The organism is Algoriphagus ornithinivorans (assembly GCF_900115305.1).
Classification (GTDB): domain Bacteria; phylum Bacteroidota; class Bacteroidia; order Cytophagales; family Cyclobacteriaceae; genus Algoriphagus; species Algoriphagus ornithinivorans.
The window spans coordinates 12,257-35,082 of the sequence record NZ_FOVW01000002.1; the positions used below are offsets into that span (position 1 = coordinate 12,257).

The 22,826-nt window shown below is 38.9% G+C and carries 17 protein-coding genes; 10 read left to right on the top strand and 7 right to left on the bottom strand.

Features of this window, described 5'->3' with window-relative positions:
• Positions 1–392 precede the first annotated feature (392 nt).
• The gene (locus tag BM073_RS02180) at positions 393–1,973 is read left to right on the top strand and encodes an NAD(P)/FAD-dependent oxidoreductase (protein ID WP_091649748.1); all 1,581 of its coding nucleotides are present in this window, start codon (positions 393–395) and stop codon (positions 1,971–1,973) included.
• A gap of 60 nt (positions 1,974–2,033) precedes the next feature.
• Positions 2,034–3,413, top strand: coding sequence for an exonuclease domain-containing protein (locus BM073_RS02185; RefSeq protein WP_091649751.1), 1,380 nt, complete (start codon positions 2,034–2,036; stop codon positions 3,411–3,413).
• Positions 3,414–3,845: 432 nt separating this feature from the next.
• On the opposite strand, the gene BM073_RS02190 is transcribed toward BM073_RS02185, so the two are convergent.
• A complete protein-coding gene (locus tag BM073_RS02190; RefSeq protein ID WP_091649754.1) occupies positions 3,846–5,039 on the bottom strand; it encodes a PQQ-dependent sugar dehydrogenase in 1,194 nt (397 codons plus the stop codon).
• An 87-nt stretch (positions 5,040–5,126) separates the two neighbouring features.
• On the opposite strand from BM073_RS02190, the gene abc-f reads away from it, so the two are divergent.
• From abc-f to BM073_RS02210, 4 genes are all read left to right on the top strand, one after another.
• The gene (abc-f, locus tag BM073_RS02195; protein ID WP_091649756.1) at positions 5,127–7,058 is read left to right on the top strand and encodes a ribosomal protection-like ABC-F family protein; all 1,932 of its coding nucleotides are present in this window, start codon (positions 5,127–5,129) and stop codon (positions 7,056–7,058) included.
• 38 nt (positions 7,059–7,096) lie between these two features.
• The gene (locus BM073_RS02200; RefSeq protein ID WP_091649758.1) at positions 7,097–8,368 is read left to right on the top strand and encodes a type IX secretion system plug protein; all 1,272 of its coding nucleotides are present in this window, start codon (positions 7,097–7,099) and stop codon (positions 8,366–8,368) included.
• Positions 8,369–8,836: 468 nt separating this feature from the next.
• A complete protein-coding gene (gene tnpA, locus BM073_RS02205) occupies positions 8,837–9,298 on the top strand; it encodes an IS200/IS605 family transposase (RefSeq protein ID WP_091649760.1) in 462 nt (153 codons plus the stop codon).
• Positions 9,299–9,935: 637 nt separating this feature from the next.
• Positions 9,936–10,151: a hypothetical protein gene (locus BM073_RS02210; protein WP_139217427.1), complete on the top strand. Its 216-nt coding sequence runs from the start codon at positions 9,936–9,938 to the stop codon at positions 10,149–10,151.
• Positions 10,152–10,222: 71 nt separating this feature from the next.
• On the opposite strand, the gene cas6 is transcribed toward BM073_RS02210, so the two are convergent.
• The 5 genes from cas6 to BM073_RS02235 all read right to left on the bottom strand — a co-directional run bounded on the left by cas6 (position 10,223) and on the right by BM073_RS02235 (position 15,407).
• A complete protein-coding gene (cas6, locus tag BM073_RS02215; RefSeq protein ID WP_091649766.1) occupies positions 10,223–11,113 on the bottom strand; it encodes a CRISPR-associated endoribonuclease Cas6 in 891 nt (296 codons plus the stop codon).
• A gap of 97 nt (positions 11,114–11,210) precedes the next feature.
• The gene (gene ychF, locus BM073_RS02220; protein WP_091649768.1) at positions 11,211–12,308 is read right to left on the bottom strand and encodes a redox-regulated ATPase YchF; all 1,098 of its coding nucleotides are present in this window, start codon (positions 12,306–12,308) and stop codon (positions 11,211–11,213) included.
• Entirely contained in the window at positions 12,308–13,402 is a 1,095-nt protein-coding gene (locus BM073_RS02225) for an AI-2E family transporter (protein ID WP_091649769.1), read from the bottom strand. The genes ychF and BM073_RS02225 overlap by 1 nt, the downstream gene beginning before the upstream one ends.
• A gap of 80 nt (positions 13,403–13,482) precedes the next feature.
• The gene (locus tag BM073_RS02230; protein WP_091649772.1) at positions 13,483–13,812 is read right to left on the bottom strand and encodes a DUF3276 family protein; all 330 of its coding nucleotides are present in this window, start codon (positions 13,810–13,812) and stop codon (positions 13,483–13,485) included.
• Between the two features lie 1,247 nt (positions 13,813–15,059).
• Entirely contained in the window at positions 15,060–15,407 is a 348-nt protein-coding gene (locus BM073_RS02235) for a 4Fe-4S binding protein (RefSeq protein ID WP_091649774.1), read from the bottom strand.
• A 122-nt stretch (positions 15,408–15,529) separates the two neighbouring features.
• On the opposite strand from BM073_RS02235, the gene BM073_RS02240 reads away from it, so the two are divergent.
• Positions 15,530–16,546 (top strand): acyl-CoA reductase, encoded by a 1,017-nt coding sequence (locus BM073_RS02240; RefSeq protein ID WP_317042642.1) that lies wholly within the window; start codon positions 15,530–15,532, stop codon positions 16,544–16,546.
• Positions 16,547–16,548: 2 nt separating this feature from the next.
• Here BM073_RS02240 and BM073_RS02245 read toward each other — a convergent pair whose 3' ends face one another.
• A complete protein-coding gene (locus tag BM073_RS02245) occupies positions 16,549–18,306 on the bottom strand; it encodes a sensor histidine kinase (protein WP_091649777.1) in 1,758 nt (585 codons plus the stop codon).
• 101 nt (positions 18,307–18,407) lie between these two features.
• Here BM073_RS02245 and BM073_RS02250 point away from each other — a divergent pair, with 101 nt between their 5' ends.
• The 3 genes from BM073_RS02250 to BM073_RS02260 all read left to right on the top strand — a co-directional run bounded on the left by BM073_RS02250 (position 18,408) and on the right by BM073_RS02260 (position 22,763).
• On the top strand, positions 18,408–19,715 hold the full coding sequence (locus BM073_RS02250; protein WP_091649780.1) for a TIGR00366 family protein: 1,308 nt from the start codon (positions 18,408–18,410) through the stop codon (positions 19,713–19,715).
• Between the two features lie 139 nt (positions 19,716–19,854).
• A complete protein-coding gene (locus BM073_RS02255; protein ID WP_091649782.1) occupies positions 19,855–22,116 on the top strand; it encodes an aconitate hydratase in 2,262 nt (753 codons plus the stop codon).
• A gap of 74 nt (positions 22,117–22,190) precedes the next feature.
• The gene (locus BM073_RS02260; RefSeq protein WP_139217429.1) at positions 22,191–22,763 is read left to right on the top strand and encodes a hypothetical protein; all 573 of its coding nucleotides are present in this window, start codon (positions 22,191–22,193) and stop codon (positions 22,761–22,763) included.
• Positions 22,764–22,826 lie beyond the last annotated feature (63 nt).

Here is a 22,826-nt window from a genome sequence, read left to right on the forward strand (position 1 = left end):
GTCTCTCGCTTCTCGTCTCACATCTTGGTTCAGCGTTCATGGTTCACCGTTTTACCACACACAAATGGCTTCGATAAACAATTAAATAAACTCTGCCCTCTCGTACCCCGAAAGCTTTCGGGGCGTACTTCGTAAATCTGAAATTTAATTCCGTTCTTAGGTCGAAGTAGATCTTCGATATTCAACATTCCTCATTCGATATTCAACATTCATCATTCGATGTTCGATATTTTTTGTAAGTGAAACCGTGTAATTGAGTGTCGCCTCCATTTTAATTCTCGTTTCTCGCTTCTCGTTTCTCGCCTCTCATCGCCGTAAATCGTACCTCGTCCTTCGTAAATCCCAAATCCCTTTCCTACCTTTGCAATTGATTTAAGGATAAATACCTTACCATGAAGAAGAATTTCACTTTGCAACTAAGCCCGGAAGAGGCTTATGACCCTGAACTTTTTAAGAAAGTTCTACTAAATAAAGCTGGACTTTCAACCGAAACAGCGGAGTCCTTTGCCCGGCAAACCCGAAGATCCATAGACGCCCGAGGAAGAAGAGTTCGGGTTAATGTGGAGGCAGAACTTTTTATAAAAGAATCTCCTAAGCCTTTGCTGCATGCTATTCCTGAATATCCCAATGTCAAAAATGCAGAAGCCATTATCATTGTTGGAGCGGGGCCTGCAGGTTTATTTGCTGCTTTGAGAGCGATTGAACTGGGAGTTAAGCCTATCCTAATAGAAAGAGGAAAGGATGTTAGGGCTAGAAGAAGAGACCTTGCTGCTATCAACAAGCATCATGTGGTAAACCCTGACTCCAATTATTGTTTTGGAGAAGGAGGAGCAGGTACATACTCTGATGGGAAACTGTACACCCGATCCAAAAAAAGAGGAGATATTCGAAGAATCATGGAGATTTTAGTAGCACATGGGGCTACGGAAGAAATCCTAGTCGATGCTCATCCTCATATTGGAACAAATAAGCTCCCGGTTTTAGTAGCTGAACTCAGACAAAGTATTCTCAACGCAGGTGGAGAAATTGCTTTTGAAACCAGAGTTGAGGATTTGATTTTAAAGGATGGAGAGATCAAAGGGGTAGTAACCCAAAATGGGGAGAAAATTACCGGTAAGGGTGTCATTTTGGCAACAGGTCATTCTGCCAGAGATATTTTTGAATTATTACATAATAGAGAGGTTTTGATTGAAGCAAAACCTTTCGCCTTAGGCGTAAGAATAGAGCATAGTCAAAATCTGATCGATAAAATCCAATACCATTGCGAGGTTGACCGCGGACCTTATCTTCCTGCTTCTTCTTATTCTCTTGTTCAGCAAACGCAGTTTAAAGGAAAACAAAGAGGAGTTTTTAGCTTTTGTATGTGCCCTGGAGGCTTTATTGTTCCTGCTGCCACTTCCCCCGGAGAACTGGTGGTGAATGGCATGAGTCCAAGCCGAAGAGATAGCCGCTTTGCCAATTCTGGAATGGTAGCCTCGGTTGAATTGGAAGACTTGCGAACATACCATCAATTTGGTCCTTTGGCCGCTATGCATTTCCAGGCAGATATTGAAAAAAAGGCATGGGAGGCCGGAGGAAAAACGCAGGTGGCACCAGCTCAAAGAATGGTTGACTTTGTTCAAAAAAGGGTTAGCTCCAGCCTTTTGGATACCTCCTACCAGCCCGGACTCAATTCAGTAGATATGCATGCTGTGCTTCCGGACTTTATCTCTGAGAGACTGGCTATGGCCTTTAAGGCTTTTGGTCAAAAGATGAGGGGATACCTGACAAACGAGGCACAGTTGATAGGGGTGGAGAGCCGAACTTCCTCGCCGGTCAGAATTCCAAGAGATAGAGAGAGTTTTGAGCATCCTCAGATTAAGCGATTGTATCCATGTGGGGAAGGGGCAGGCTATGCAGGTGGGATTGTATCGGCTGCCATGGATGGTGAACGTTGTGCTGAGCATTTGATTGGAACCTACGTGAAGCGCTAAGCTTTCTGACTCTTATCGTCAGAAATACTATTCCTTCAAAATCATTTCCTAAATTCGATCATGGAATTTGCTATTGTGGATATTGAGACAACAGGAGGAAACTTCAGAAATGGAGGGATCACCGAAGTTGCTATTGTCATCCATGATGGACAACAAATCGTGCATGAATACCAAAGCCTGATCAATCCTCAGCAAAATATTCCAGCTTACATCACCGGTCTTACAGGGATTGATGATGCCATGGTGAGAGATTCACCTACTTTTGAGGAAATCGCTGAGGAGATTTATGAGTTATTGGATGGAAAGGTTTTCGTAGCCCACCAAGTCAATTTTGATTTCGGTTTTATCCGTGAGTTTTTAGGTAGGTCAGGCTTTGAATTGAAGAATCCGAAACTCTGCACAGTTAGATTAAGCAGGAAGATTTTTCCGGGGATGCGTTCCTACAGTTTGGGAAGAATTTGTGAACAAAGAAATATTCCCATTCTTGCCAGGCATAGAGCGATGGGAGATGCTAAGGCAACTGCCATATTGTTTGGTCAAATGCTTGAAGAAAATCCAGAGGTTATTTATTCTGGTTTAAAGAAGAATTCAGGAGAGAGCTTCTTGCCTCCAAATTTTTCATCTCAGAGATTTCGTGAAATACCTGAAAAATGCGGAGTCTATTACATGCTGGATCAAAAAGGTAAAGTCATCTATGTAGGCAAAGCAAATAATATTAGAGATCGTTTTCGAGGTCATTTTACCGGACAGAGCCATCCAAGCATCAAGCAGGAACTGAAGGCTGAGGTTACCGATTTAAAATGGAAATTGACTGGTTCTGAGTTTATGGCTTTGCTTCTGGAAACTTTGGAAATCAAACGAATTTGGCCGAAGTACAATGCAGCTTTAAAAAGCCCAAGGAATATTTGGGTCCTATTTTCCTATCAGGATGGGAGAGGGTTCACTCGGTTTCAGATCGCAAAAGTGAATAAATCCCTGCAGCCATTAGAAACTTTTTTCTCTTCCGAGGAAGCGAAGGCCTTTTTAACAGATGCGATTCAGACCTATGAACTTTGTTCCAAATTGTGCGGGATTCGAAAGGTAAACTGCGAAGTGGTGAATGATACAATTTGCCAAGGTGCATGTGCAGAAAAGGAGGATGCCCTTAAGTACAATCAAAGAGCTCAGATATTTATCCAAAAAGTGAAAGACAGCAAAGGCGCTATTCGACTAGAGTTAGAAGGTAGAACGGAAGATGAAAGAGCAGTCTGTGTTTTTGAGGGAGGAATGCTTCGGGAATATGGATTTATCAAAGATGAATCAGAAAAGTTGGAAGCTGTTAAGCCATATCCCGAAACCTCCTACGTGCTAAGGCAATTTTTACATCAGTTTTCAGCCCAGCAGATTCAAGTCATAAGCTCAAGAAGAAACAACCAAGAAATACTGAGCTTTGAGTTTTAAAGACCCGACTGGACTTGCTCAGTAGCTTATCTAAGCCATTTAGGGATGGAAAACATTGAACTTTTGAACCTTGAACAGATCCAAATCATATTAGGACCCCAGTTAATCAATTACACCTTACTCAATTACTCACAAATATCGAACATCGAATGATGAATTTCGAATAGCGAAGAATCTATTAACCAATAACTTATAACAAATTACTGATCTGCCTCAGCTACTCAATTACTCACAAATATCGAACATCGAATGATGAACGTCGAATAGCTAAGTGCCTAATAACCAATAACAATTAACTGATCCTCAATTAATTACCCTTTACTCAATTACTCACAAATATCGAACATCGAATAATGAACGTCGAATAGTGAAGTATCTAATAACCAATAACTAATAACAATTAACCAAATCTCCTCAATTACTCTCCAAAAATTATCCCCCATAAGTCACCCTATAAATACATCCTGCCATATCATCTGAAATGAGCAAGCTTCCATCAGGTAATTCCTGAACATCCACTGGTCTTCCCCATACTTCTTGACTGGCATCATCTAACCATCCGCTAGCAAAGACTTTTTGTCCGGTTACATTTCCGGATCCATCAATTTCAGCCAGAACTACTTCATAACCTGATTTTTTGCTTCTATTCCAAGATCCATGTTTTGCGATGATCGCATTGTTTTTATAGGTGCCAGGGAACATTCCCCCCTCATAAAAACGGATTCCCAAAGGAGCAACGTGAGCTCCCATTTTTGCTGCAGGTTGCACATATTCACTAGCTGCCTTTCCACTATCTCCAAACTCAGGATCTTTGACAGTTCCGGCATGCCAATAAGGATATCCAAAATGTTGGCCTTTTTCTGTTGCTCTATTCAACTCGCAATCAGGGATATCATCTCCCATCATATCTCTTCCATTATCGGTAAACCATAGGTTACCAGTCTGAGGATGCCAGTCAAACCCAACTGTATTTCTTACCCCATGAGCATAGACTTCCGGAGTAGGGTTAGGCTTACTCACATCTAATCTGGTGATAGATGCATAAATCTCATCTTCTGGATCACAGATATTGCAAGGAGCACCAACTGGGACATACAACATGCCGTCTGGACCGAAGGCTATGAATTTCCAGCCATGATGTCCTTCCGTTGGATAAGCATCATAAACCACTTCATAGCTAGGATTGCTCAAGGTATTTTTGATATCCTTAAACCTTAAGATTCTACTTACTTCTGCTACGTATAAATCACCGTCTTTGTAGGCAACTCCATTGGGCATTCGAAGGCCCTCTGCCAAAATGAATTTAAAATCAGCTTTTCCATCCGCATTTTCATCTACCAAGGCATATACATTATTTTCTTGGCGGTTTCCAACGAAGATGATTCCATTATCCGAAATCGCCATAGATCGGGCATTAGGTACATCTGCTGCCCAAACGTCAATTTTAAATCCTTCAGGAAGCTTGATTTTATCGAGCTGAACTTCCGCACTAGCGGTTCTGATATCCACTTTATTACTGGAGTCAGGTGTTTTGATTTCACTTAGCTTCCCCTTTTGCTGACAGCTTGCCCCCAAACTTCCTATAGTAAGGGCTGCTAAAAGACATATTTTATTGATTGAGTTCATAGTATCATTATTTACTTACAATTTAATTCTTTTGAGATACTTTCTATAGTCTTCCTCAATAAACGGTTGAATCCTTATTTTTGCGCCATGCTTTCAATTTCAAACCTTTCCTATTTCATCGGCGGACGTGCCTTGTATGAAAATGCCAACTTACACATCAAGCCAAAAGATAAAATTGGGTTGGTAGGTCAAAACGGTACAGGAAAATCAACTTTATTAAAAATTATCAGCGGAGACTACCAGCCTAGCAGCGGGGAAGTTCAAAAAGCCAAAGATTGTACTATTGGTTTTTTGAATCAGGATTTGCTTTCCTATCAATCTGATGAAAGTATCTTGAATGTTGCTCTGGCTGCATTCAAGGAAACATTGGCTCTCCAGGATGAAATTGATGAGGTATTGAAAAAAATGGAAACGGATCATTCTGAAGAGATCATCAACAGATTGGCTTTTCTACAAGATCGGTTCGAAGCCAATGAAGGGTATACCATCAAAGCCAAAGCAGAAGAGGTACTGGAGGGAATTGGTTTCAAGACCGAAGATTTGGAAAAACCTTTACGAACTTTCTCCGGAGGCTGGAGAATGCGAGTGATGCTAGCCAAATTACTTTTGGAAAAGCCTTCGCTTTTGATGCTGGATGAACCGACCAACCACCTGGATCTTCCATCCATTCAGTGGGTTGAGAATTATCTTAAAACCTATGAAGGTGCGGTGATTGTGGTTTCTCACGATCAAACCTTTTTGGATAATTGTATTTCCTCGACTGTGGAAGTTGCGAATCAAACCCTGACTTTGTACGCAGGCAATTATTCTTTCTACAAGGAGGAAAAGAAAGAAAGAATGGAGATTCAGCAGAATGCTTATGAAAATCAGCAACAGATGATTAAGCAAACTGAGCGATTTATAGAGCGTTTCCGTGCGAAAGCTTCCAAGTCCAATCAGGTTCAATCAAGAGTAAAGGCATTGGATAGAATGGAGCGGGTGCATGAAGTGGTGGATGATGAAGCATTTGTGAATTTCAAGTTCAAATTTTCTCAAAAATCGGGTCGGGACGTGGTCATATTGGATCATGTGAGCAAAAGTTATGGCGATTTGACCATTTTGAAGGATACTTCTGCCAGAATAGAACGTGGGGATAAAATTGCTCTGATCGGTGCTAATGGTAAAGGGAAGTCTACTTTGCTGAGGATCATTGATGGTACTGAAAAAATCCAGGGTGAGAGAACCGAAGGCTATAATGTAATCAAGTCCTTTTTTGCACAGCATCAGTTGGAAGCCTTGACCCTGGACAATGAAATTATTCAGGAAATGGCACAGGCGGGAAGTCCTAAAACTGAAACAGAGTTGAGGAATGTCTTGGGTTGCTTTTTGTTTACAAATGAGGAAGTTTTTAAAAAGATCAAAGTTCTTTCAGGAGGTGAAAAATCCAGAGTGGCTTTGGCTAAAACACTGATTTCTGAAGCGAATTTTCTATTGCTGGATGAACCGACCAACCACCTGGATTTCCAGTCTGTCAATATTCTGATCCAAGCTTTGCAGCAGTATGAAGGCACATTTATCACAGTTTCTCACGATAGGCATTTCATCAAAGGGGTAGCCAATAAAATCTGGTACATAGAGGATAATCAGATAAAAGAATACCCTGGAACATACGAAGAGTATGAGTTTTGGAAAAGCCAGCAAGTAAAAGAGGAGGGAACGAATCAGGCCCAGGAAAAGGCAGGTAAGAAAGAACAGAAAAAAACTGTCAATCCTCAGGATCCTGAAGTTCAGCAGGCTAAAAAGAACCTGAAGAAATTAGAAAATCAGTTGGAGTCGGTTGAGAAAGAAGTGGAGAAGTTAGAAGGAAATCTGGCTACAATAGAGATAGAGTTGGCTGACCCCGAGCTATACAATGATGATGAAAAGGCTGCAAAAGTTCAGGATAAATACCAGTCGGTTAAGGGTCAATTGGACCGGAAAAATGCGGAATGGGAAGAGTTGGTGGATGAGATTTCAAAATTGCAGGAAACTCTCAGCTGAGCTTTTCGTTTTGGATGCTAAAATCTCTATTTTGAAAGATGCTTAATTCCTTTAGATATACACTTTTACTTTTTTGTTTGATATCCATTCATGCTTTTGGACAGGTAGAGGACAAGGTTTACAAAGACCATATTCAGTCAGTCAGGATTTTTCCTATTGGTGCTGCATTTGACAGCCAGTTGGATGCGCCGGTAATATCCATGTCAGATTCTCGGCCTTTGATGTTGTTCTTTGATGATTTGGCCTATGATCCGGAATTGTATGCGGCTAAACTGATTCACTGCGATGCGGATTGGAAGCCAAGTCAACTGAAAGACAATGATTTTTTACCCACTTTCAACGAATTTAATATCCAGGATTTTGATTACTCCAATAATACCCGAGTACCCTTTATTCATTATTATTTTCAAATTCCAAGGGTTACCAAGTCAGGGAATTATGTAGTCAAGGTTTATGCAAATCGCGATGAAAACAATGTAGTTCTCACTAAGCGATTCATGGTATATGAGGAATTATTTGCAGTAGGAGCTTCCATTGTACCACCATCCCAAACTTCTCAAAGAAGAAATTCACAGCAGATAAACTTAGCTGTCAATTACTCAAAAGGGGAGGTGATGGATCCTAACTCTCAGGTTAAAGTGGTTATCAGACAAAATCAGCGTTGGGATAATGCCCGATTTTTAAGCAGGCCAACTTTTCTAAATGAGAGCTCAAAAACTATGCGTTTCGAGAGTTTTGATGGAGAAAATGCTTTTAGTGCGGGGAATGAATTCAGGTTTGTGGATTTGAGATTTATTCGGGCAACAGGGGTGAATGTGGCTTCTGTGGAGGTTTTAGACGATATTATTTATGCAGAAGCTCAAGTCGATAGACCTAGACCCGCTGAGATTTACTCTCAATACCTAGATCTCAATGGGCAATATTTGGTGAATACCAACGATAGGCCAGGGGGTAATCCCGAGATAGAAAGTGAGTATATGCTGACCACTTTTCGATTGTATCATCCTCAAAGTTCTAACCCAGTTTATTTGTTGGGAGCTTTGACAAATTGGGGAAAAAATCCGGAGGCTAAAATGCAGTGGAATGCTGAAATGGGAGTTTATGAAACTACGCTGTTACTGAAGCAAGGATGGTATGATTACCAATATGGTTACAAAGATGGAAGCCAGTTCTCAACCGAGGCTTTTGAAGGAGCCCATTTTGAAACAGAAAATGAATACGAAGTATTGATTTACTTCAGAAATCTGGGTTCTAGATATGATCAATTGGTAGGCTATGTGTATTTACATCCCAATAGAAGAAGATTGTAATTGGGATTAAAAACCGATAGTCCATTCGAGTTGCTCATATTCATATCAATGATTGATTAATTCGGTCGTCCCTTTGGGACTTCTATGATTAAAAGGTAGATCCCTAAAATATCCAGAGATTAAAATCTCTGCCCGCCCGCCGCGGTGGGGCTAGGATATCTATCGTCGCTACGCGACTAATAGCTTATTCAAATAGTTTCGGTGTGGCAAAATGCCCAAGGCGTGAGGCATTTTACAAAAAACTCAATTTCAAAAAATAAATATGAAGTTTTTGGTATGGCTCAGAATGCCGTAGGCATGAATGATTTCCTAGCCCTGTCTTCGACAGGCAGGCACCCATTTTAATGGCTGGGATGCTGAATAGCTAATTAGGTTAAAAATGCCGTAGGCATGGCCGATAATAATGAAACCAAAAATATAAATAATCGTTAGTTTGATTTGAATTTTAAATTTTTAATCTAAATTTTTATGCCAAACACATATTCTTCTCTTTATTGCCACACCATCTTTGCGGTTAAGTTTAGACATGCTGTCATCCAAAACTCTTTTAAAAAAGAGTTATTTGGTGTATTAGGAAACCTTATAAATGAATCGGGATGTAGTACCGTAATTGTAAATGGGGTTTCAGATCACGTTCATGCCTTATTTAAGTTTTATCCGAAGCACTCTATTTCAGAAGTAATGAAAAGCGTGAAGGCTAAATCCTCTAAATGGATAAATGAGAATGGTTTTTTGAATAATAGATTTGAGTGGCAAACAGGATTTGGTTCTTTCACCAATAGCCAGAATCAGATTGGGAAACTATTTGATTATATAAAAAATCAAGATGAACATCATGAAAAAATAACCTTCAGGGAGGAATATTTGAATTTGTTAAAAGCTCATCAAATTGAATTTTTGCCTGAATATTTATTTAAGGAGTTGGAATGATTGAATAAATCGGTCGTCCCTATGGGACTTCTATGATTAAAAGGCAGATAACTAAAATATCCAGAGATTAAAATCTCTGGCTAGGATATCTATCGTCGCTACGCGACTATTTCCCCAATAAAGAATAAATGGTTTCACTAAAAACGCCGTATGATTAAGACTTGTAACAAAAAGCTCAATTTCAAAAGATGAATATATTGTTTATGGCATGGCTCAGAATTCTGTAGAAATGACTGATTTCAAATGGATCGTCCCTATGGGACTTCTATGATTAAAAGGCAGATAACTAAAATATCCAGAGATTAAAATCTCTGGCTAGGATATCTATCGTCGCTACGCGACTATTTCCCCAACAAAGAATAAATGGTTTCACTAAAAACGCCGTATGATTAAGACTTGTAACAAAAAGCTCAATTTCAAAAGATGAATATATTGTTTATGGCATGGCTCAGAATTCTGTAGATGACTGATTTCAAATGGATCGTCCCTATAGGACTTCTATGATTATTCGAAAAGCCATTAATCATCCAGAGATTTAAATTTCCGCTAGCCCGCCGCGGTGGGGCTAGGATATCTATCGTCGCTACGCGACTAATAGCTTATTCAAATTTTTTAGGTGTGGCAAAATGCCCAAAGCGTGAGGCATTTCACAAAAAACTCAATTTCAAAAAATAAATATGAAGTTTATGGTATGGCTCAGAATGCCGTAGGCATGAATGATTTCCTAGCCCTGTCTTCGACAGGCAGGCACCCATTTCAATGGCTGGAAATAAGAAATATCGAAAGGGTTTGGAATGCCGTAGGCATGACCGATTTTACTAAAAGAATTAACAGAGATGAAAACGCCCGTTAATTTTATTATAAAAGAAGGAATAAAAATAAAAGTCAAAAAAAATCCCCGCTAGCTAGCGGGGATTTTATGTTTTAATCTTCTGTGCTCTCGTCTGAGGAACCTTCTGTTTCCTCTGGAGCTACATTTTGACGAACTCTTTCAGTAGGTCGGTAAGGCACAAAGCCTTCTCTCTTGAATTTGTAAGTAGTTGTTCTGTTACCGGCAGGGTGATTTGCCAAGTCCAACATACCAAAACCTTTGTGTGTAAAGGCACCCAACCCACATTTAAATACGAAGTCTTGAACTTCCGGAGCGGCATACAAAGTGAAAGGAAGGGTGTATCCTCTTACTTCATATTTCACATCCATGTCATAGACTGCATAGATTCTTGCGAATTTTTTCTGTTGTTCTTTGAGTTTATTGACATAGACCATGTCTGGAACTACCTGAAACTTGTAGAAACTTTCCATTTGCTCTGGTGTATACCAGCCGGATCGTTCCATTCTAGTTAAAGTAGATTCATACAATAAGTCTGAAAATTCATCGCTATCTGGGCTGATGAATCTTTTGCCAATCTCCTCGTTGAATGCAGGGGTGATTAATACCAACGGGGAAATACAAACAAATTTGTTTGAAGTTTCCAACTCAGGCTCTACTTCCAATTCAGTGTACTCTGGAGAGAGAATTAAATTTCCCAACTCAATTTTTGGAGTTGCAAATACCTGCTCCAACAAGTAATCCATGAAATCTTCACTTTGAGAAGATAACACAAGAGTTACCAAGCTGGAGTAGTAGTGCAAACCGCTTCTACTTACTTTAGTCTGACCCTTAAGACCAGAAAAATTAAAGTAGTTGTAGTTGAAGAACTCTTCTCTTCCTCCTTTGACAATTAAACCTTTAAGGAATTGCGCAAGGATGTACTGGTGATGAAAAGGTAAATAGGAACCTTTGTTTTTTAATGAAAATATTAGTCTAACTCTCACGATAAATTAAAAATAAATGAGACAATAAATTATTGAAAACAGATAACGTTTTTGGGTGGATAAGCGAGGTAAAATTACATTAAATTTTTATAATATCTTAAACATTGAATCTAAAATGCATGATATCTCCATCTTTTACGATATATTCTTTCCCTTCTATCGCTATTTTTCCATTTTCTCTGCATGCAGCTTCCGTTTTGAATTGCTGATAGTCTGCAAGCTTGATTACTTCTGCTTTAATAAATCCACGTTCAAAATCAGTGTGAATTACCCCGGCAGCCTGAGGCGCCTTCCAACCTTTTTTGATGGTCCATGCTCTTACCTCCTGAGGTCCCGCTGTAAAATAGGTGATTAAATCCAGCAGGGCATAGGCGGCAGAAATCAGTTTATTAAGACCACTTTCTTCTAAACCGTACTCACTTAAAAATAATTCCTTTTCTTCAGGGTCCTCAAATTCAGCAATTTGAGATTCTAATGCCGCACATAAAACAATGACCTCAGCATTTTCTTCCTGAACTTTATTCCTAAGCTCTTCTACGTACTTGTTGCCAGTTTGAATGCTTCCTTCATCCACGTTTGCTACATATAGCACGGGCTTGATGGTTAAAAGTTGTAAGTCACGGATAATTTCCAAGTCTTCCTTCTCGATTTCGATCGCTCTGGCATTCAAACCGGATTTCAATCCATCTCTGAATCTAACCAAAACTTCAAGCTCTTTTTTAGCTTTGGCATCCCCTGATTTGGCTACCTTTTCTATTCTAAGGATTTTTTTCTCTACTGATTCTAGGTCCTTCAATTGGAGCTCAGTGTCGATTACTTCCTTATCGAAAATAGGATCAACGCTACCTGCGACATGGACTATATTATCGTCCTCAAAGCATCTTATTACATGGATAATTGCATCGACTTCACGGATATTTGCCAGAAACTTATTTCCCAAACCTTCTCCTTTGGAAGCTCCTTTTACCAATCCGGCGATGTCAACAAACTCGATGACTGTTGGTAAAACCCGCTGAGGGTTTACAAGTTGCTCCAAAGTTTTGAGTCTTTTATCCGGAACAGTCACCACACCCACATTGGGTTCAATCGTACAAAAAGGGAAATTTGCCGCCTCAGCTTTCGCGCTAGAAAGGGAATTGAACAAAGTGGACTTTCCTACATTAGGAAGTCCTACTATGCCACATTGTAAAGCCATTAATTAGATGTTTTTATTTTAAATATTCTATAGGATTTATACCCCTTATAAAATTCCATCACAGAAACTCTAAAAATGGTATAAACCGGTATCGCAAAAATCATCCCCAGTACTCCGGCGATTTTTGCCCCGGCAAAGATAACAACAAAAATTTCAAGGGGATGCGCTTTTACTGATTTCGAAAAAATCATAGGCTGTAAAAGGATATTATCTATGATCTGAACTATGGAAAAAACCGAGAGAATCTTGATTAATAAATAGGTGAGTTCAGAATCCTCGGAAAAACTACCTGTTGAAATCCCCACAATAATCCCAAAAGTAGCACCCAATATAGGACCCGCATAAGGTATCAAATTGGCAATTGCTGCAAATAGAGCGATGGTAAGTGCATATTCTATTCTCATTAGAGACAGCCCTAAGCTTGCAATCGTGAAGATGGCCAAGATCTGTAATAAAAGTCCAGATAGATAATTCGATAGTAGCTTCTCCACTTTAGTGAAAGTTGCCACTGATAACTCAAAATAGGGGTTTGGAATCAAATTAAGTAGATTCCTTCTCAATAAACCATTTTCCAGAAGTAGAAAGAAGGTAATGAAAGCTACGGCAATCAAACCTATAAATAAGGAGCTGGCGGTACTGAATACCTGACTGATAAAGGTGCCAAAATCAAAACCCGTAATTGCTCTTACAATAAATGACTTAAATTCCTCAAAAAGGTAACCAGGTTGTGACTCGATTAACTGATATTTCAGCAGAAAATTTTCAATCCGAGCTATTGGAATTTGAATTTGTTGGTAAATACCTTCTAAGTCTAAGTTGCTCAGAATGATCAGTTGATTATTGATCAAAGGGAAAAAGAGCAAGCCTAAAAGAATCAGAAGTATAACGATCGCAGAATATGAAATAAGAATCGCTGTCCAACGTGGCACATGTTGTCCGCCAATGTGGAAATCATTCAATCGATTGGTCAAAGGCCGCAACAAAGCTGCTAAAATCAAGGATAAAATTAGATAAGCAGTAATATTTGAAAAGTACCAACCGAAGAGGAGGAAGGCTCCAATGAACAAGAATAGATATATAAAAAACCTCTGCATATTGGATAAAGTAAAAGGAGGCTATTTGGCCTCCTCTAATATACTATTTACTCAACGTGATCTAAATTTTTGGAAATTTTCTATTCCCATTTTAATTCATCTCGGTATTCGTTTTCTGAATCTTCATTTTCAAACTGAGTAAAATCCACTTCCGGCATCAATTCAGTTTTGATATGATCCACAGACTCATTCAATGCTTCCACAAATTTGTGGAAATCCTCCTTATAAAGGAAAATTTTGTGCTTTTCATAAGTAAATGAATCACCATTTACTTTTCTTTTGCTTTCAGTGATGGTCAAATAATAATCATTTGCCCTAGTAGATTTGATGTCGAAAAAATAGGTCCGTTTACCTGCTTTCACTTTTTTAGAGAAAATTTCATCTCTGTCGTATCCTCTTCGATCTTCCACAATGCTTTAGTTTTAGTTGCTGGGGTAATTTATTTGAAAACTAAGATAGCATAAATCATTTTTAGATTTCAAGCTGAAAAAGGAATATTTTCAAGAAAAAGTTAAATTATGAGGATAAGTGGTTAAAAATCAGTTATGAAAAAAGGTGTTGGATGATAAAATAGCCCTTGATTTGATGTTTATAAATCACTTTAAAAGATATTTATCTAAAGAAATAAAATTGAAATAAATAGAAATACGCCTTCGGCGAAATGGATAAAGAAATACAGTAGAAATAGATAGAAATACGCCTTCGGCGAAATACGGATCAATTCCCCCTTTGGAAGTGTAAACTCAGTTTAGGACTACCTCCTTTATCAAAGGGGGTAAGGGGGATTTAAGTAGAAATACAATTGAAAAAAAATAGAAATATGCCTTCGGCGAAATAGATAAAGAAATACAGTAGAAATAGTTTGAAATACGCCTTCGGCGAAATACTACAGAACTCTCGATATTTTGAAAAAATATTCCTTAAGATATTACCAAGAAAAGCATTTGGTAAGATAGACCTCAAGTCAAACTAATAGCAAAAGCTCCAAAGGAGCGACAATATTTTAGCCCCGAGTGCAACTCGGGGTAAAGATATGAGCAACAAATTCCCCAGCGCTGGCCCGAGATCAATGTTTGGAAACTAATTAAACGTGCCAGCAAGACATTCGAGAATCTCATTTTAACCCTCCAAGGGATTCATCAAATTAAGTAGTTGATTAAAAAATGCCTTTACCATCTTTTTGACCAACCCTTGGAGGGTTCTTCGGATTACAAATCCTTCGATAGGAGCTCGAGATTGCAAATCTCGAGTAGCTTAGAAATATGCCTTCGGCGAAATAGGTAAAGAAATACAGTAGAAATAGATAGAAATACGCCTTCGGCGAAATACGGATCAATTCCCCCTTTGGAAGTGTAAACTCAGTTTAGGACTACCTCCTTTATCAAAGGGGGTAAGGGGGATTTAAGTAGAAATACAATTGAAATAAATAGAAATATGCCTGTGGCGAAATGGATAAAGAAATACAGTAGAAATAGTTTGAAATACGCCTTCGGCGAGATATTGAAAAAGATAATTCTCAAGATATGTCTGCGGCAAGATAAACCATTCAATCAAAAAGGTTTTAACCCAAATTATCTCTGAAAAATTGGATTAAGGGAAGTGAAGTTCATGATCAAAAATTAGTCAGAAAAACAAAAAAGGCGTTGATACGCCTTTTTTATTCTCCATGCATCATTGCTTTTTTAGCAAGTAGCTCTTCTTCTGTTTCTCGATGATCTGGATCATCTACGCAGCAGTCCACTGGACATACTGCAGCACATTGTGGCTCTTCGTGAAAACCATTACACTCCGTACATTTTGCAGTGACGATGTAATAAAATTCATCAGAAACAGGTTCCTGCTTTTCATTTGCATCTACAACTGTTCCGTCTTCTAATGTTACTTCTTTGAGGCTTGTTCCGCCTCCCCAAGTCCATTCAACACCACCTTCGTAGATTGCTGTATTAGGACATTCTGGTTCGCATGCACCGCAATTGATGCATTCGTCTGTTATCATTATTGCCATAACTCACTCTATTTGTTCCAAAAGTAATAAGCTTAACACAGACCCACAATAAAAAGTTGTCATACTAACTAATTTAAAATAATTCTTATTTTGTTCTTAGGGATTCTGGTAAATTTGCGGGCATGATGGAATTGGAAAAAAGAATCAAGGCTTTTGCTTCTCTCGGAACATTACTTTCAAACTTAGCACCAGACCAAAAAGAAGATTTATTCAGAAGAGCAGAAAATCGAAACAACTGGTTTACTGCTGAAAGTTGCGAGCAGGCGCTGAATGGATTGGCATTTATGCTGCAAGAGTCCAAGTTGCGAGCATGGGTTTCCAAGTACGAATTCCCTCCATATTCATCTCCAAAAGACGTGGGAGTCCTAATGGCCGGTAATATTCCTGCGGTCGGTTTTCATGATGCTATGACGGTTCTTCTTTCCGGAAATAAACTCAGTGCAAAATTAAGTTCTGCAGATGAAGTTCTTATGAAGTGGCTTTTGCAGCAATTGATCCAACTCGAACCTGAATTCGAAAATCTGATTGAATTCAGTGATATGTTGAAAAATAAAGACGCCTACATCGCTACAGGTTCAGATAATTCCGCCAGATATTTCAATTACTACTTTGGAAAATACCCTTCCGTCATTCGGCAAAATAGAACCTCAGTTGCCATCTTGGAAGGAGATGAAAATCAGGATGACTTAGTCAACTTAGGCAAAGATATTTTTAGCTATTACGGATTGGGATGTAGAAATGTCTCGAAAATTTTCATTAGAAATGAAGAGCAATTGCAGCAATTATTGAAAGAACTTCAGATTTTTGCTGAAAAGGCAGAGCATCATAAATACTTGAATAATTACGATTACAATAAGTCTATTTATCTCGTTAATCAAGATTCGCATTTGGATAATGGTTTTTTGATTCTGAAGGAAAGCCAAGATCTTGTTTCTCCAATAGCTGTTCTTTATTACGAATTGTATTCATCTAAAGAAGATTTAACCGAAAAAATAGACAGCCTCAGTTCTAAAATCCAATGCGTGGTCGGGAATATTGATCATGGAATTGCAAGTGTCCCTTTTGGCCAAGCTCAAATGCCAGAACTTTGGGATTATGCAGATGGAGTGGATACCCTAGAGTTTTTAACAAACTTGTAAGGTTAATTGCTGAGAGGTAGATAAAGACAGAATGTAGTTCCTTCTCCTAAAATAGAATCTACCTCAAGTTTACCGTTGTTTTTTTTGACATATTCCCTTACCAAAACCAAGCCTAGGCCTGTTCCGCTTTCATTGTTAAGGCCTCTGGTTGTAAATGAAATTCCCTCTCTAATTTTTTTCAGGTTTTGGTTTGATATGCCTACGCCAGAGTCTTTAATGCAAACTTTGACTTCTTTGGAGAGTTTTTTTGCTGTCAGTTTTATTTTTCCACCCGCAGAAGAGAATTTGACGGCATTATTTATCAAGTTTCTCAAAACCAAATCAATCATATTACGGTCCGCTAAAATTTCTATGATCTCTTCACTTTCCAGTATGATTTCAATTTTTTTCTCATTTGCTATTCTATCCAATAACTTTTGCTGCTGTGTAAGTAAAGTGACTATATTAAAAGTTTGGATCTGAATATGTTCCCCTCTCAATTGGCTGCTTGCCCATGCCAATAAGTTTTCCAAAAGAATGGCTACTTGCTCCATGTTTTTGGAAACTTCAGGAAGCATAGTTAAAAATTCTTCCTTACTGATAATATTACTTTGGGTCATATGGATTAACTCCTTCACACCGAAAATTGGGCCTTTTAAATCATGTGAAATAATACTGAAAAATTTGTCTTTTAGCTCATTCAGCTGAATCAAATCATTGGCCTGTTGCCTCAGCTGATTGTTTACTTTTATTTGCTCGGTCTGATCGTCTAAAAGTATGATGACTCCATAAAAGCCTGAAGTCTTATCAAGCATAGGAATAGATTTCACTCGAATGTTTACCTCTTTTCCATTCTTTTCGGCGTTGATCAATAGTATAGTTTCTTCTGCATCTTGAAGAATTTTATAAATTTCTTTTCTCTCATTAAATAATGTAGCAGCCGGAACTCCAATTTTTATTTGGTTTTCTTGGAAGCAAAACTGTTTAGCTGCAGGATTGAAATCGATAAGCTTTTCATTGCTGTCAAAAACCAAAACTCCTACTGTTAAGGACTCCATGATCCGATTTTGTGCCACAGGCTTAAGACTGAAAAGCCTGTACCTGATGATGGCAAAACCTAAAATCAAATAAGTGAGCAGAAAGGCATAGGGTGTAAGGTCTATTCCCGAAAATGGCTTAATGATTCCAACTTGATAGAAGAGATTAAAAATCAAGGGAAAGAAACCTGAGGCAATCAGAAATATACTTTGAGTTTGGTAGAGAGGATCTGCATTTTTGAACCTGCTCCACAAAATCAAAGTACCCAATAGAAATGCTATATAGGAGTATATAGTATGGATATAATACCAAGGGCCAACCTCTATATCTAGAAGGGGAAATGGGCCTGAATTTGAAATGCCAACTGAGCTATAGTGGAGATGATGGAAATTATTGGTTAAAACCATCAAATATGTTGTAATGGGAATCAAAAAAACAGAAACTAGAACAGCAGGCTTCGACCATTTTTTGTATCCGGTATAAATCATTGAAAAAATCAGCCAGGCAGCGGGGGTAAATGAAATTCCAATGTATTCCAGATAAATGAGCTTGATCATTTGTTCCAAACTGCTGCTCGCTAGCTCCAATCCGTAAAAAAATCCCCAGATAGTCATCAAAAACATGGTCAGAGCCATCCATCTGGTTGAATCGCTCAATTTAAAAGCGATGTATAATGACAGCCCACCCACCAGAAGACTGGATATAATCAGGGAAGTTGAAAATGCGTTGTGGATAAATTCCATTTATTTTTGCATTCAGCGAATTGAGGTAGCAGTATTTTGAATTTTTGGGTGAATACTCAAAAGATGCTACTTTAACGTTCTAACTAATAAACTCAAAATCTTTGAAATCAGAAAAAAATCAAGCCTCAATTATTTCACCTTTTAGCATTGTTTTGGCCTTAAGCCTTTTCTGCTTCCTTATGGCTGTTTTCAATTTGATAGGAGAGGGTCAATCAGCAGGGGATAGCATCTTACAATCACTGAATTTCTGGAAAGATGGCTTTTTCAGTTTATTGGATTTCACCATGCAAATGATGATGATTTTAGTTTTTGGCTATGCCATAGCTATTTTTAAACCTATCCATGCTTATTTAAGAAAGATTTCGAAGATTCCTTCCAGCGCTCTATCTGCAATCTTATTCACTGGCTCTATCACCATGGTGGCGGGACTTTTAAACTGGGGCTTTGGACTGATCATAGGAGCATTACTGGCAAGGTTTGTCTACTTGGCCATGGTGGAAAAAGGGGTTAAAATCAATCCAGCATTATTAGGAGCTTCCGGGTATTTGGGTATGGCAGTTTGGCATGGAGGACTTTCAGCTTCCGCACCCTTAAAAGTCGCTGAAGAAGGACATTTTTTAGCCAGTCAAATTGGTACTGTTTCAGTATCAGAAACACTTTTTACCAGTTTCAATATGGCCATGACAGGCGGATTAATCTTGGTTTTCTTAGTAACCTTGATTTTTCTTTCTCGCAAAGATTATCCTTATCTTAAACCCACTTATAGCCATCCACTCAGACCAATTCCTCAAGGTGAAATAGGAAACTTAGCTAGGTGGACAGGGCTGGTGATTCTTCTTGTTTTTGGCTTACAATTTTTAAAATTGGATGCTTTGGGACTGGGGTTTCTGAATTTAAACTTGGTGAATTTTCTGCTTTTTGGGATTACACTATTCCTGTATAAAAATCTTAAAAGCTTTACCGAAGCAACAACGGAGGGAATCAAGAGTTCGGTAGATATTTTCATTCAGTTTCCATTCTATGCGGGGATTTTGGGTTTGGTAACTTATTCTGGATTACTGGAATCAGTTTCACTTTTCTTTTTGGAAACGACCAGCCAGGCCTTTTTTCCAGTATTGACTTTATTCTCTGCTGCGATTGTGAATTTATTGGTGCCATCTGGAGGAGGGCAATGGGCGGTTCAGGGACCTGTAATCATGGAGGTTGGTAAGTCCTTGGGATTAGATTCTGGAAAATTGATCATGGTTTTTTCTTACGGAGATCAAATCAGTAATCTTTTACAACCATTTTGGGCCTTACCGCTTTTGGCGATTACCGGTTTAAATGCCAGAGATTTACTTAAATATACCTCTTGGCTGTTTTTGATGGGAACGCTCTTTTTGGCCTTTTCTGTCTACATTTTCTTCTAAAGAAGCTGCTCTAGTCTAAAATGGTTTTAAATAAGGATGACCCCCTGTTTTGAGGTTTTGTCTGGTTATCTTTTTCAGCTTGAAGTTCCTATATTTGCACCGAAAATTTTGAACCATTTACACACCTAAATCCAATACAATGGCTTTTGATATTGAAATGATCAAGGAAGTGTATGCCCGCTATCCTGAAAGAATAGCTGCTGCCCGTAAGGCAGTTGGTAGGCCACTTACCCTGACAGAGAAGATTTTGTATTCACACTTAAGTGAGGGTACCCCTTCACAGGCATACGAAAGAGGAAAATCCTACGTGGATTTTAAGCCGGATCGTGTTGCCATGCAAGATGCTACCGCTCAGATGGCACTTTTGCAATTCATGCAAGCCGGAAGAGATCAGGTGGCTGTTCCTTCTACTGTTCACTGTGATCACTTGATCCAGGCAGAAGTTGGTGCGGAAAAAGATTTGAATAAAGCAAAAGATAAAAACCGAGAGGTTTACGACTTTTTAGCTTCAGTTTCTAATAAGTACGGAATTGGATTCTGGAAACCGGGAGCTGGAATTATTCACCAAGTAGTATTGGAGAATTATGCTTTTCCTGGTGGAATGATGATTGGAACAGATTCTCATACTCCAAATGCGGGTGGTTTGGGAATGGTTGCTATCGGTGTAGGTGGAGCGGATGCTTGTGATGTAATGGCAGGCTTGCCTTGGGAACTGAAGTTTCCAAAACTTATCGGTGTGAAGTTAACCGGGAAAATGTCTGGATGGACTTCAGCTAAAGATGTTATTTTGAAAGTTGCTGGTATTCTTACTGTAAAAGGAGGAACTGGTGCAATTGTAGAATATTTCGGTGAAGGTGCTAGATCTCTTTCTGCTACAGGTAAAGGAACCATCTGTAACATGGGAGCTGAGATTGGTGCTACCACTTCTATTTTCGGTTATGATGAAAAGTCTGCTGCTTACCTTCAGGGAACTGGCAGAGCTGATATTGCTGAGTTGGCTAATGGCATTGCAGCTCATTTAACAGGAGATGACGAGGTATATGCAAATCCTGAGCAGTACTTCGATCAGGTGATTGAAATCAATCTTTCTGAATTGGAGCCACATGTGAATGGACCATTCACTCCGGACTTGGCTTGGCCTATTTCTAAATTTGCAGCTGCGGTTAAGGAAAACGGTTGGCCAGCAAAATTGGAGGTTGGCTTGATCGGTTCTTGTACCAACTCTTCTTATGAAGATATTTCCCGTGCTGCTTCATTGGCACAGCAAGCTGTGGACAAGAAATTGGTTGCCAAATCTGAATACACTATCACACCAGGCTCTGAGCAGGTAAGATACACCGTTGACAGAGATGGTTTCTTGGATACTTTTGGGAAAATGGGAGGAGTAGTTTTGGCAAATGCTTGTGGTCCGTGCATCGGACAGTGGGCAAGACATGGCGCTGAAAAGCAGGAGAAAAACTCCATTATCACTTCTTTCAACAGAAACTTTGCGAAGCGAGCTGACGGAAATCCAAATACTCACGCATTTGTGGCTTCTCCTGAAATCGTAACAGCCTTGGCAATTGCCGGTGATTTGACTTTCAATCCACTGACTGACACTTTGGTCAATGAAGAAGGAAAATCAGTGAAACTGGATGAGCCTAAAGGATTGGAATTACCAACCAAAGGCTTTGCAGTTGAAGATGCAGGCTACCAAGCTCCTGCAGAAGATGGATCCAAAGTAGATGTAATTGTTTCTCCAACTTCAGAAAGATTGCAACTTTTGGAATCTTTCCCAGCTTGGGAAGGTACTGACCTGAAAGGCTTGAAGCTTTTGATCAAGGCAAAAGGAAAATGTACTACTGACCATATTTCCATGGCAGGTCCTTGGTTGAGATTCAGAGGTCACTTGGATAATATCTCCAATAATATGTTGATCGGTGCAGTCAATGCTTTCAATGATTCTACCAACAAGGTTAAAAATCAATTGACTGGGGAATATGGAGAAGTTCCTGCAACTCAAAGACATTATAAGCAGCATGGAATTGGCACTGTCGTAGTCGGAGACGAAAACTACGGTGAAGGTTCATCCAGAGAGCATGCCGCAATGGAGCCAAGATTCTTGGGAGTGAGAGCTATTTTAGTAAAGTCCTTTGCTAGAATCCACGAAACCAACTTGAAAAAGCAAGGTATGTTGGCATTGACTTTTGCAAATGCTGCCGATTATGATAAAGTATTGGAGGATGATTCTATCGATATTCTTGGATTGGAATCATTCGCTCCAGGAAAGTCTCTTCAGGTTGTTTTACACCATGCTGATGGTTCTTCTGACACAATTGAAGTGAACCATACCTATAATGAAGGACAGATTGAATGGTTCAAGGCAGGTTCTGCATTGAACTTAATCAAAGCTGGTTTATAATTTCCCTTCAACCTTATGATAGAAACCGTGGTTATTAAGACCACGGTTTTTTTTATTTTTAGGACATGCATAATGTGAGAAAGCTAATTTTAGTCTTGGTTTGTTTGATTCCTGTTCTATGCTTTTCACAGGAGAAAATAGAAAGGGAAAAAAGAGTTGATGAAAAAGCAGTACCTAAAGCTGCAATTGAATGGTTGTATGATGCATTTGAAGAAATAAAAAAGCCTAAATGGTATCAGGAGTTTTTTGAGTCAGGATATTCCTTTGAAGCCAAATTCTTTAAGGATGGCAGGTATTTCAGTGTGGAATTTGACTCTTTAGGAATCATTCAGGATGTGGAAATTGAAATACCTTTCGACGAAATTCAGCCAGAGGTTCAAAAAAATCTTACTGCATACTGGGAGGAAACCTACACTGATTTCAAATTAATAAAAATCCAGAGGCAGTATTCAGGTGAGCCAGATGATTTGGAGGATTTTTTTGATGAGAATGAAGTGGAGAATATTCTGGAGCAATATGAGATAGAATATATAGGTAAGGAAAAGGATGGTGATGAGCAAATATGGGAGGCTACCTTTGATGCTCAGGGGAAATTTATTTCCAAGCGGGTCGTAATAGTGAGAATTATGGATAACCTGATTTTTTGATGGAAGGAAAAAGAATTAAGGTTATTAATCAAATCTTTCCTTTTGGTTTAATAAGTAATAAAA

Excerpts from the sequence above, each read along its gene's own strand:
- BM073_RS02180 (WP_091649748.1), top strand. The coding sequence starts at position 393 with ATGAAGAAGAATTTCACTTTGCAACTAAGCCCGGAAGAGGCTTATGAC.
- BM073_RS02185 (WP_091649751.1), top strand. The coding sequence starts at position 2,034 with ATGGAATTTGCTATTGTGGATATTGAGACAACAGGAGGAAACTTCAGA.
- BM073_RS02190 (WP_091649754.1), bottom strand. The coding sequence starts at position 5,039 with ATGAACTCAATCAATAAAATATGTCTTTTAGCAGCCCTTACTATAGGA.
- abc-f (WP_091649756.1), top strand. The coding sequence starts at position 5,127 with ATGCTTTCAATTTCAAACCTTTCCTATTTCATCGGCGGACGTGCCTTG.
- BM073_RS02200 (WP_091649758.1), top strand. The coding sequence starts at position 7,097 with ATGCTTAATTCCTTTAGATATACACTTTTACTTTTTTGTTTGATATCC.
- tnpA (WP_091649760.1), top strand. The coding sequence starts at position 8,837 with ATGCCAAACACATATTCTTCTCTTTATTGCCACACCATCTTTGCGGTT.
- ychF (WP_091649768.1), bottom strand. The coding sequence starts at position 12,308 with ATGGCTTTACAATGTGGCATAGTAGGACTTCCTAATGTAGGAAAGTCC.
- BM073_RS02225 (WP_091649769.1), bottom strand. The coding sequence starts at position 13,402 with ATGCAGAGGTTTTTTATATATCTATTCTTGTTCATTGGAGCCTTCCTC.
- BM073_RS02235 (WP_091649774.1), bottom strand. The coding sequence starts at position 15,407 with ATGGCAATAATGATAACAGACGAATGCATCAATTGCGGTGCATGCGAA.
- BM073_RS02240 (WP_317042642.1), top strand. The coding sequence starts at position 15,530 with ATGATGGAATTGGAAAAAAGAATCAAGGCTTTTGCTTCTCTCGGAACA.
- BM073_RS02245 (WP_091649777.1), bottom strand. The coding sequence starts at position 18,306 with ATGGAATTTATCCACAACGCATTTTCAACTTCCCTGATTATATCCAGT.
- BM073_RS02255 (WP_091649782.1), top strand. The coding sequence starts at position 19,855 with ATGGCTTTTGATATTGAAATGATCAAGGAAGTGTATGCCCGCTATCCT.